This window comes from Rhodomicrobium udaipurense JA643, from assembly GCF_000636015.1.
Lineage (GTDB): Bacteria > Pseudomonadota > Alphaproteobacteria > Rhizobiales > Rhodomicrobiaceae > Rhodomicrobium > Rhodomicrobium udaipurense.
In genome coordinates this window covers 1-10,341 of the sequence record NZ_JFZJ01000114.1, presented here as the reverse complement: position 1 = coordinate 10,341, position 10,341 = coordinate 1, and the positions used below count along the sequence as shown (strand labels likewise).

The 10,341-nt window shown below is 60.7% G+C and carries 10 protein-coding genes; 8 read left to right on the top strand and 2 right to left on the bottom strand.

The genetic code is table 11. From position 1 onward, the window contains the following. From T281_RS13760 to T281_RS13740, 5 genes are all read left to right on the top strand, one after another. A partial coding sequence (locus T281_RS13760; protein ID WP_037240270.1) for a class I SAM-dependent methyltransferase occupies positions 1 to 483 on the top strand: 483 nt, incomplete at its 5' end. Further along, entirely contained in the window at positions 480 to 1,388 is a 909-nt protein-coding gene (gene metF / locus T281_RS13755; RefSeq protein ID WP_037240280.1) for a methylenetetrahydrofolate reductase [NAD(P)H], read from the top strand. The genes T281_RS13760 and metF, both read left to right, overlap by 4 nt. Positions 1,389 to 1,398: 10 nt before the next feature. After that, complete coding sequence (locus T281_RS13750) at positions 1,399 to 2,460, top strand: homocysteine S-methyltransferase family protein (RefSeq protein WP_037240264.1); 1,062 nt, start codon at positions 1,399 to 1,401, stop codon at positions 2,458 to 2,460. Positions 2,461 to 2,643: 183 nt separating this feature from the next. Continuing rightward, positions 2,644 to 4,125, top strand: a complete 1,482-nt coding sequence (locus T281_RS13745; RefSeq protein ID WP_037240261.1) for a circularly permuted type 2 ATP-grasp protein — start codon at positions 2,644 to 2,646, stop codon at positions 4,123 to 4,125. Then, positions 4,122 to 5,156, top strand: coding sequence for an alpha-E domain-containing protein (locus T281_RS13740; RefSeq protein WP_162173181.1), 1,035 nt, complete (start codon positions 4,122 to 4,124; stop codon positions 5,154 to 5,156). Before T281_RS13745 ends, T281_RS13740 begins: the two co-directional genes overlap by 4 nt. A gap of 131 nt (positions 5,157 to 5,287) precedes the next feature. On the opposite strand, the gene phbB is transcribed toward T281_RS13740, so the two are convergent. Continuing rightward, positions 5,288 to 6,013, bottom strand: a complete 726-nt coding sequence (gene phbB / locus T281_RS13735) for an acetoacetyl-CoA reductase (RefSeq protein WP_037240258.1) — start codon at positions 6,011 to 6,013, stop codon at positions 5,288 to 5,290. Between the two features lie 435 nt (positions 6,014 to 6,448). Then, positions 6,449 to 7,540 (bottom strand): acetyl-CoA C-acetyltransferase, encoded by a 1,092-nt coding sequence (locus tag T281_RS13730; protein ID WP_037240255.1) that lies wholly within the window; start codon positions 7,538 to 7,540, stop codon positions 6,449 to 6,451. A gap of 310 nt (positions 7,541 to 7,850) precedes the next feature. Here T281_RS13730 and phaR point away from each other — a divergent pair, with 310 nt between their 5' ends. From phaR to T281_RS13715, 3 genes are all read left to right on the top strand, one after another. Beyond that, the gene (gene phaR, locus T281_RS13725; protein ID WP_052037497.1) at positions 7,851 to 8,468 is read left to right on the top strand and encodes a polyhydroxyalkanoate synthesis repressor PhaR; all 618 of its coding nucleotides are present in this window, start codon (positions 7,851 to 7,853) and stop codon (positions 8,466 to 8,468) included. A gap of 502 nt (positions 8,469 to 8,970) precedes the next feature. Continuing rightward, positions 8,971 to 9,981 (top strand): NAD-dependent epimerase/dehydratase family protein, encoded by a 1,011-nt coding sequence (locus T281_RS13720; RefSeq protein ID WP_037240251.1) that lies wholly within the window; start codon positions 8,971 to 8,973, stop codon positions 9,979 to 9,981. Positions 9,982 to 10,128: 147 nt separating this feature from the next. Then, a partial coding sequence (locus T281_RS13715; RefSeq protein WP_037240248.1) for a hypothetical protein occupies positions 10,129 to 10,341 on the top strand: 213 nt, incomplete at its 3' end.

Genomic DNA, 10,341 nt, shown 5'->3' with positions numbered 1-10,341 from the left:
CTCGCGTCGGATCGTGCAGAACGCCTCGTCGGGATCGACACGAACCGCGAGATGCTGAAATGCGCGCGCGTGCGCCTCGAAAGCGCGGGCGCCACGAAATGCAGCGTGAGGCAAGGCGATATCTATAATTTGCCCTTCGCCGAAGGCAGCGCGGGCGCGGTTGTCGTGCATCAGGTGTTGCACTTTCTGGCCTGGCCGAAGGCGGCGCTCGCAGAAGCCGTGCGCGTGCTGGAACCGGACGGCCGGCTCGTCGTGGTGGACTTCGCGCCGCATAATCTCGAATTTCTGCGCGAGGAGCACGCCCATGTGCGGCTCGGCTTCGGCGCGGATGAAATAAAGGGCTGGCTCGCGGAATGCGGGCTTGGTCAAACCGCCTATCGCGAACTCAAGGCCAGCGATGCCAGAGAGAAAGCGCTGACGGTGGCAATATGGTCTGGCAAAAAGAAAGGCGCAGCAGCGCAAAAGTGGAGGGCGGCTTCGTGACGGAAGCAGGAACGCAAAGACGGGCGCACGCGCCGATTTCGGTGAGCTTCGAATTTTTCCCACCGAAGACCGACGCGATGGAGGCGTCTCTCTGGCAGGCGATCCGCAAGCTTGAGCCGCTCGCGCCGGAATTCGTATCGGTAACGTACGGCGCGGGCGGCTCCACGCGCGAGCGCACGCATTCGACCGTGTCGCGCATCCTCGCCGAGACGTCGCTGAAACCCGCCGCGCATCTCACATGCGTCGCGGCGACGAAGGACGAAGTGGATGCCGTCGTGCGCGACTACTGGGACGCAGGCGTGCGGCATATCGTGGCGTTGCGCGGCGATCCGCCGGCGGGGGCGGGCACGGCCTATGCGGCTCATCCGGGCGGCTACCAGTCGAGCGCGGACCTCGTCGCGGGGCTGAAGACCATCGGCGATTTCGAGGTGTCGGTTTCGGCCTACCCGGAGAAGCACCCGGAGTCCGGGTCGTTCGATGTCGATCTCGACGTGCTTCAGGCGAAGGTGGACGCGGGCGCCACGCGCGCAATCACGCAATTCTTCTTCGACAACGATCACTACTGGCGCTATCTCGACCGCGTCCGCGCGCGCGGCATCAACATTCCCATCGTGCCCGGACAGATCCCGATCCACAATTTCAAGCAGATCGCGGGCTTCGCGGCGCGTTGCGGGGCCACCATGCCTGCTTCCACTGCCGCCCGCTTCGAGGGGCTTGCGGATGACCCCGAAACCACGCAGCTTGTCGCGGCTGCCGTCGCGGCGGAGCAGGTGCGGGATCTCGTCAAGGGCGGCGTGACGGAGTTCCACTTCTACACGCTGAACCGCGCGCCGCTCGTCAACGCCATCTGCCACACGCTCGGCATCAAGCCGCACGCTCCCGCCGCTTCCGCCGTCAACGCATAAGGCCGTCCCCATGAATCGCACCGACCGCATCGCCGCCCTGAAAGCCGCAGCGAAAGAGCGCATCCTGATCCTCGATGGCGGCATGGGCACGATGATCCAGCGCCACAAGCCGACCGAGGCCGACTATCGCGGCGAGCGCTTCAAGGATTGGCCGAGCGACCTCAAGGGCAACAACGACCTTCTGGTTCTGACGCAGCCCGCCATCATCAAGGGTGTGCACGAGGCCTATTTCGAAGCGGGCGCAGATATCATCGAGACGAACTCGTTCAACGCGCAACGCATCTCGATGGCCGATTACGGCATGGAGGCGCTTTCGGCGGAGATCAACGTCGCTGCGGCTAAGCTCGCGCGCGAGGCGGCGGACGCGTACACCGCGAAAACGCCGGAGAAGCCCCGCTTCGTGGCTGGCTCCATCGGCCCGACCAACCGCACGGCTTCGCTCTCGCCGGACGTAAACAACCCCGGCTTCCGCAACATCTCGTTCGACGAACTCGTGGACGCCTATGGCGAGCAGACGCGCGCACTCATCGAGGGCGGCGTGGATGCCATCCTGATCGAGACCATCTTCGACACGCTGAACGCCAAGGCGGCGGGCTTCGCCGTGAAGAAGGCGTTCGACGAGACGGGCGTCGAATTGCCGCTCATGCTGTCCGGCACCGTCACCGACCTGTCGGGCCGCAACCTCTCGGGCCAGACGCCCGAGGCGTTCTGGTATTCGTTGCGCCATCTGAAACCGTTCTCGGTGGGCATGAATTGCGCGTTCGGCGCGGAGCAGCTTCGCCCGCCCGTCGCGCTCCTGTCGAAGGTGGCCGACACACATATGAGCGTGTACGCGAATGCGGGGCTGCCGAACGAGATGGGCGAATACGACGAAACGCCCGAAGACATGGCGCGCGCGATGGCATCCTGGGCGGCGGACGGGCTTTTGAATATCGTCGGCGGCTGCTGCGGCACAACACCGGATCACATTGCCGCGATTGCCAAGGCCGTTGCGCCATATCCGCCCCGCCCGATTCCCGAGCTTGAGCCGCGCCTTAGGCTTTCCGGCCTCGAATCATTCGTTCAAGGCTGAAACTATACTGTCGATCCGAGAAGAGAAATGCGCAGAAACTATGCATTCTGCTCAGCTTTTCATCGGAAAATTATATACCGGCAGAGTAGCGTGCTGTGATAGTCTCGTTACCGACATTAGCTCGAGTCTTCCCTCCTCACGCATCGGCGATGACGGCTGACGTTCCCCCGGGGGCCTTCCTGCATGGCGACGATCACAGCGCTAAAAAATCCATCCACCGTAGCCCCGCTCGACACCTACAATGCGGGGCAGTTTTATTGCGAACTTCTAGGCTCGCCGGATAATCGCAATCGTCATCTCACCGCGCTGTGGCATCGTCTTCAGCAACTCGAACTTCTTCACCTTCGCGAGCGCGCGGCGGATGCGGAGCGCGAGCTTTTCAATCTCGGCATTACATTCACCGTCTATAGCGACCGCACGGCCATCGACCGCATCCTGCCGTTCGACGTCATCCCGCGCGTGATCACCGCCGAGGACTGGAAGACGCTCGACAGGGGCGTGAAGCAGCGCATTAAGGCGCTGAACCTCTTCCTGTGGGACGTCTATCACGACCGAAAGATCCTCAAGGACGGCCTCGTTCCCGAAGACCTCGTGCTCGGCAATGCGAACTACCGGCCCGAGATGATCGGCTACGATCCGCCCTGCGGCACCTATATCCACATCGGCGGCACGGACGTGATCCGCGATCCGCGCGGCGAGTTCTTCGTGCTTGAGGATAACGGCCGTACGCCGTCCGGCGTTTCCTATGTGGTCGAGAACCGGCATCTGATGCAGCGCGCCTTCCCCGACCTGATGCACGGCTTCGCCATCGAGAGCGTATCGGAATACGGCACGCAGCTCGGCGACAAGCTCATCGAATGCGCCCCCGCGGGCGTGAGCGAGCCGCAGATTGCGCTGCTTTCGCCCGGCGTCTTCAACTCGGCCTATTTCGAGCACGTGTTTCTTGCGCGCGAGATAGGCATTCCGCTGGTCGAGGGCCGCGACCTGTTCGTGGACGACGACAAGGTGTTCATGAAGACCGTGTCCGGGCCGAAGCCGGTGCACGTCATCTATCGCCGCATCAACGACGAGTTCCTAGACCCCGAGGCGTTCCGCCCCGACAGCGCGCTCGGCGTGAAGGGCCTGATGCGCGCCGTTCGCAAGGGTAACGTCACGCTCGCCAACGCGGTCGGCACCGGCGTCGCCGATGACAAGGCCGTTTATGCCTATCTGCCGCGCATCATCAAATACTATCTCGACGAACACCCGGTCCTTCCGAACGTGCAGACCAATATTTGCCGCGAGAAGGACGGCCTCGGCTATACGCTCGACAATCTCGACAAGCTGGTGGTGAAGCCCGTTGGCGAGTCGGGCGGCTATGGCATCTGCGTCGGACCGAAGGCGACGAAGGCCGAGATTGATCTCTGCCGCAACCAGCTCAAGGCCGACCCGTCGAATTATATCAGCCAGCCGATGATCGAGCTTTCCGTGTGCCCGACGCTCACCGATCAGGGCGTTGAGCCGCGCCATGTCGACCTGCGCCCCTTCGCCGTCACGGGCCAGGAAACCTGGGTTCTGCCGGGCGGGCTGACGCGCGTCGCGCTCAAACGCGGGTCCATCATCGTGAATTCGAGCCAGGGCGGCGGCACCAAGGACACATGGGTTCTGAAGGAGGACAACGCGTGAGCAGCCTCCTTTCCCGGCACGCCGAGAGCGTTTTCTGGATGGCGCGATATTTCGAGCGCACAGAAAGCCTCGGCCGCATCATCGAGACGCAAACCTCCTTCCAGCGCGGCCGTGGGGACGACAATGGCTGGGCGTGGATCGTCGCGCTCTATTCCGACGAGGAGGCCTTCGCGAAAGCCTTCCCGGAGGCGAACTCCGAGAACGTTATCCGCTTCTACATGGCGCACACGGAAAATCCGGGTTCGATCCAGTCGTCGATCAAGTCGGCACGTGAAAATGCGCGCGCGCTTCGGCCGATGCTGTCCATCGATATGTGGTATCAGCTCAACGACTTCTGCAATCGCGTGTTCGCCTTCAGCAATGCCGAGCTTGCAGAGGTGCGCCTGTCGCGGACCTGCGATGCGATCAAGCGCGGCTGTTACGCGCAGATCGGCGTTGCGGAGAATACGCTTTATCATGATGAGACGTGGCCGTTCTTCCGGCTCGGCCTCTTCCTCGAACGCGCGGATCAGACAAGCCGCCTTCTCGATGTGCGCTTCGCCCAGCAACAGACGGGCTTGGCGACCGACGAAGGCCATTACGATCACACCTTCTGGTCGATCCTCTTGCGCGCCGCGTCCGCATATCACGCTTACCGGCGCGTCCATCCCCGCCATATCGACCCGCGCGAAGTTGCCCGCTTCCTGATCTTCGATCCGCGTCTGCCGCGATCCATCGCCTATTGCCTCAGCGAGATGCAGGCGATGATAGAATTGCTGCGCCGCAACTTCGGGCTTCGGAATGCCGGACCCGCCGCCGAACGCGTCGAAGCGATGATCGAGGGGCTTCAGACGGCGAGCAACGACGACAATCTTTTGCAGAACCTGCATGCATTCAACGACTGGGTGCAGTCGAGCCTCATTCTCCTGAATGACGAACTCGGCAAGGCGTTCTTCGGTTATGCGAAAGCGACGGAGGCGTCCGTTACGCTGCCCGCGCCTGCCGCGATAAGCCAGACGCAATCGCAGTCACAAACGCAGGTGGCGCGTTAAGCCGCTGGGCGGGTCACGGCAGCGAGATTCGTATTGATGCAGCGAGATGCCAGGGTTTGGTTTGTTCTTTTTCGCCGCCGATCACAAAAAAGCCGGGCATTGCCCGGCTTTTGCTTGCGTCGATGCGCCGTTTACGTGGCGATATACTGGCCGCCGTTCGCGGTGATCGTCGAGCCGGTGATGAAGCCCGCGTCGTCGCTCGCGAGGAAAGCCACGGCCTTCGCGATTTCTTCCGCCTTGCCGAGACGGCCGACCGGGATCTGCGCGATGATGCTCTCGAGCACCTTTTCCGGCACGGCCTGCACCATCTCCGTGTCGATATAACCCGGCGCCACGACGTTCACAGTGATGCCCTTCTTCGCGTTCTCCTGCGCCAGCGCCTTCGTGAAGCCGATCACGCCCGCCTTGGCCGCCGAGTAGTTCGTCTGGCCCATCTGGCCCTTCTGGCCGTTGATGGAGGAAATGTTGATGATGCGCCCGAAATTGCGGTCGCGCATGCCGTTGATGACCGGCTGCACCATGTTGAACATGCTGTCGAGGTCAACGCGGATCACTTCGCGCCATTGTTGGGGCGTCATGCGATGCAGCATCGCATCGCGGGTGATGCCCGCGTTGTTGACGATCACGGCGATGGGGCCAAGTTCCTTCTCGACTTCGGCAAGACCCGCCGCGCAGGCGTCATAGTCGCCCACGTCCCACTTGAAGACGGGGATGTCCGTTTCGGCCTTGAACTTCTGCGCGGCCTCGTCGTTGCCGCCGTAATTCGCCGCCACGCGGTAGCCGCGATGCTTCAACTCCAACGAAATCGCCTGACCGATACCGCGCGTGCCGCCCGTAACGATTGCTACCTTGCTCACATTCCCTCCGTAACAATAAAGTGTGTTGCTTTCAGCCTAGCTTCTTCGCGGGCAGATTGTAACCGAGACGAAAGTTACCCACGCGGCCAGTCCGTGGGTGTCCGTTGTGAAAAAGGCCGCAGAAAATCGTCAATGCTTTTCTTGCGACCTTAGATTTGCACAGCCGCCTTGCGTCGACTTTGCGTCGCTGCGCCCCGCTTCGGGACATATCTTCTGAGATTGTCGCGGCTGCACGCTAACGCCAACGAACCAATCTTTCGGTAAGCTGAGGGGCGCTTCTCGGTGGCTCGTCGATACTCCGCGCTTGATGAGTTTTTCGCGGCCACCGGCACTTAGCGACACGCGTGTTTCGCGTGGGTCTCACCCACGCGCTTTTTCCCGCTGGCGTGGGCGCGTTAGTCGCGCTTCACGCACATTCCGCGTCGGCGTGTCGCGCTAGTCGCGCTCCACGCACATGGCAATCCCCATGCCGCCACCGATGCAGAGCGTGGCGAGGCCCTTCTTCGCGTCGCGGCGCTTCAGCTCGTAAAGGAGCGTCGTGAGAATGCGCGCGCCCGATGCGCCGATGGGGTGACCGATGGCAATAGCGCCGCCATTGACGTTCACCTTCTCGATGTCCCAGCCGAGGCCCTTATTCACGGCGGCGGCCTGCGCGGCGAACGCCTCATTCGCTTCGATAAGGTCGAGGTCGTCCTTGGACCAGCCAGCCTTTTCCAGCGCGCGCTTCGACGCGGGGATTGGGCCGGTGCCCATGATCGACGGATCGACGCCCGCCGTCGCGAACGACACGATGCGCGCCAGCGGCTCAAGGCCGCGCTTCTCCGCGTCGGAGCGCTTCATCACCACGAGCGCGGCCGCGCCATCGTTGATGCCGCTCGCGTTGCCGGCGGTCACGGTGCCTTCCTTCGGATTGAAGGCGGGGCGAAGCTTCGCGAGGTCTTCCACGGTAGCGTTCTCGCGGATGAATTCATCTGCGGCGAACACGACCTCACCCTTGCGTGTCTTGATCGTGACGGGGATGATCTCGTCGTTGAAGCGACCGTCTTTCTTGGCTGCGGCGGCCTTGTGCTGCGAACCAAGCGCAAGCGCGTCTTGATCCTCGCGCGTGATCTGCCATTGCCGCGCCACGTTCTCGGCGGTGATGCCCATGTGATAGCCGTTGAAGGCGTCCCAAAGCCCGTCCTTGATCATGGTGTCGATCATTTCGAGGTTGCCCATGCGCTGGCCGTTGCGCAGATAGGCGACGTGGGGCGAAAGGCTCATGTTTTCCTGACCGCCCGCGACGACGATATCGCTGTCGCCGTTGCGGATCGCCTGCGCGGCCATCGCGACCGTGCGAAGGCCCGAGCCGCAGACGAAGTTGACGGACATGGCGGTGGTTTCGATCGGCAGGGACGCCGCAATCGACGCCTGGCGCGCCGGGTTTTGACCTTGGCCAGCCGTCAGCGTCGCAAGGCTTCCATTGAATGAGCCGACCGGAGTGCGCGCTGCGCTTGCGATGACGATGTCGTCGTCGTGCCTTGCCATTGTTGTCTTCCTTTCGAGCCTCATGTTTTGGCGCGAAGCTTAACAACATTAACCCTGCGCCGGTATGACCAAATAGGCGGAATTGCGCAGCGGGCCGCGACGCGAAATGCTGTCTGTCGGCAATGCAAGAGAAATCTCGCGGGTGCGAAAAAAATCGCGCAAAGCTGAAACTTGCACTATGATGTTATCATTATAATCCAACGGGCAAAAATTAATGACCGAACCTGCGGAAAAGCTGTCTCGGGGAAGCGGATATGGAGACGGTGCAAAAACCGTTCCCTTGAGCGCCGCGGGCAAGAAAGTGCCCGAATTGGACAAGTCCAAGCCCGTCATCATCAAGAAATATGCGAACCGGCGTCTCTACAACACCGAGACGAGCAGCTACGTTACGCTCGAAGATCTCGGCGAGATGGTTCGGTCCGAGCGCGATTTCCTGGTTTACGACGCGAAGACCGGCGAAGACCTGACCCACACCGTACTCACGCAGATCATCGTGGAAGAGGAGGGCAAGACTGGATCGAACCTCCTGCCCATCGGCTTCCTGCGGCAGTTGATTCGTTTTTATGGACACTCCATCGAGCAGATCGTCCCGAAATATCTGGAATTCAGCCTGACGGCGCTCACCCGCGAACAGGAAAAATACCACAAACAGTTCACCGATACTTTAGGCAACGTCGCTTTCGGCGCGATGCAGGAGCAAGCCCGCCAGAACATGGCGATATTCGAGCGCGCTTTTTCGATGTTCGCGCCTTTCGCGAAGATCGAAACGCCGGCCGAGGGGGACAAGCCGCAGGCCGCGAAGAAAGCCGACGCGACGGAAGCGGCCTCAACCACGCCGGAGCTTGCGGAGTTGAAGGTACAACTCGCGGCCATGCAGGCGCAGATCGACCGCTTGACGAAAGCGAAGGCCGACGAGGAAAAACGCTAGCGGTGTGGCGCATATATATACGTTTGCTCTATATTGCTGCACGCTCTCAAGCAAACGTAGGTGCCTCAAGAGCACTAGTAACCAATCTATTCTAGTGCAGTTTCGAATTTTTCATTGATATCGGCGCTCTCAGCGGTCGAAAAATTCGGTTTGCGGCACCTGAGCAAACGTCGGACGCGCGGCATCGGTTGCAGCGCCACGCTTGCCTTTCAAGCTTCGACCGAAGTTGCCCAGAGCAACGCTCTCGCGACGACGCCAGAGCCTCAAGCTGCTCGCAGGTCTTTGCTGATCTCTATACATCTATTTCAAGCAAACACCGTTGGTGGCGAAGGCGACGGGCAGCGCCGTACCGGGTCCGATTTATCGGACGACGCTGCCGCTGGTAAGCTCGAAATCCACAACCCAGGGCAGCTTTTTTGTGTATGAGGCATATCATTTAATTGAAAATGGATAAAATAGGCGTCAAAGCATATGTATCAGAAATGCTGGACGAGAAAACGCCATGCCTCCCAAGGACGCCAAGATTCTTGTAACAGGTGCGGGCGGATTCATTGGCGGACATCTCGTCGCCAAGCTTCGCTCCCTCGGCTATTCGAACATCCGCGCGGTCGATATCAAGCCGCTAACATACTGGTATCAAAGGTCTGATGAGGTCGATAATCGCGTCCTCGACCTCAATCGCCACGATGCCTGTTTTGACGCGGTCGATGGCGCTCACACGGTTTACAATCTCGCGGCGAACATGGGCGGGATGGGCTTCATCGAGAACAACAAGGCGCTCTGCATGTTGAGCGTGCTCATCAACACGCATCTTCTCGAAGCCGCAAAGCATCACAGGTTGCCCGGCCGCTTTTTCTACTCGTCCAGCGCCTGCGTCTATAATGGCGCAAAGCAAACGTGCACCGACGTGACTGCGCTTAAGGAAGAGGACGCCTATCCCGCCGATGCTGAAGACGGTTATGGCTGGGAAAAACTCTTCAGCGAACGCATGTGCCGCCATTTCCGGGAAGATTTCGGCGTCGTTACGCGCGTGGCACGCTTTCATAACGTCTATGGCCCGCATGGCACTTACGCTGGCGGACGAGAGAAAGCTCCAGCCGCGATCTGCCGCAAGGTCATCGACGCACAGATGACCGGCAAGCCGTTGATCGAAATCTGGGGCGATGGCGAGCAGACGCGCTCATTCATGTACATCACCGACTGCATCGACGGCATGTTCGACATCACGAACAGCGATATCGAGTATCCGATCAATCTCGGAAGCTCTGAGCTGGTATCGATCAACCAACTCGTCGACATCGTCGAAAGCATCGCCAGCGTTCGACTCGACCGCCGCTACAATCTTGATGCGCCTAAGGGCGTGCGCGGACGAAACAGCGACAATACTCTGATCCGCAAGGAACTGAATTGGGAGCCAAGCGTGAAGCTACGCGATGGCATGGAGAAGACCTATCGCTGGATCTGGGACGAGATGCACAAGGCCGGAAAAGAGAGCGTCGTCAATCTGACCTAGATAAATCTGCTCGCGGATTTTGAGCGGATAGGTAATCGCGAAAAAATTTCGAATTCAGGTGTTGGCGAGATCGCGCGGTGCTCTTGGGGCGATGATTTGCGCTTGGCGAGAGTATCCCTCTTCGACCGGTAAGCCGAGAAAAGGACCATGGCAGAGAATCTTGTTTCGGTCGGCCGGATTGCATTCGAGAGCGACGCCTCTCCCTCGAACAAAAAGGGGGAGGCGTCGAGCGCTATCGGCAGAGGCGATGTCCCCGGCAGACTGGTGATCCTGACGCAGGTCTACGTCCCGGACCCGGCTGCCGTCGGCCAGCACATGCACGACTTCGCCGCCGCCATGGCCGCGCGCGGGCACGAGGTG

Bases quoted from the DNA above. Each gene is read 5' to 3' on its own strand.
- T281_RS13730 (WP_037240255.1), bottom strand. From the start codon at position 7,540: ATGGCAAGGCACGACGACGACATCGTCATCGCAAGCGCAGCGCGCACT.
- T281_RS13720 (WP_037240251.1), top strand. From the start codon at position 8,971: ATGCCTCCCAAGGACGCCAAGATTCTTGTAACAGGTGCGGGCGGATTC.
- T281_RS13745 (WP_037240261.1), top strand. From the start codon at position 2,644: ATGGCGACGATCACAGCGCTAAAAAATCCATCCACCGTAGCCCCGCTC.
- T281_RS13750 (WP_037240264.1), top strand. From the start codon at position 1,399: ATGAATCGCACCGACCGCATCGCCGCCCTGAAAGCCGCAGCGAAAGAG.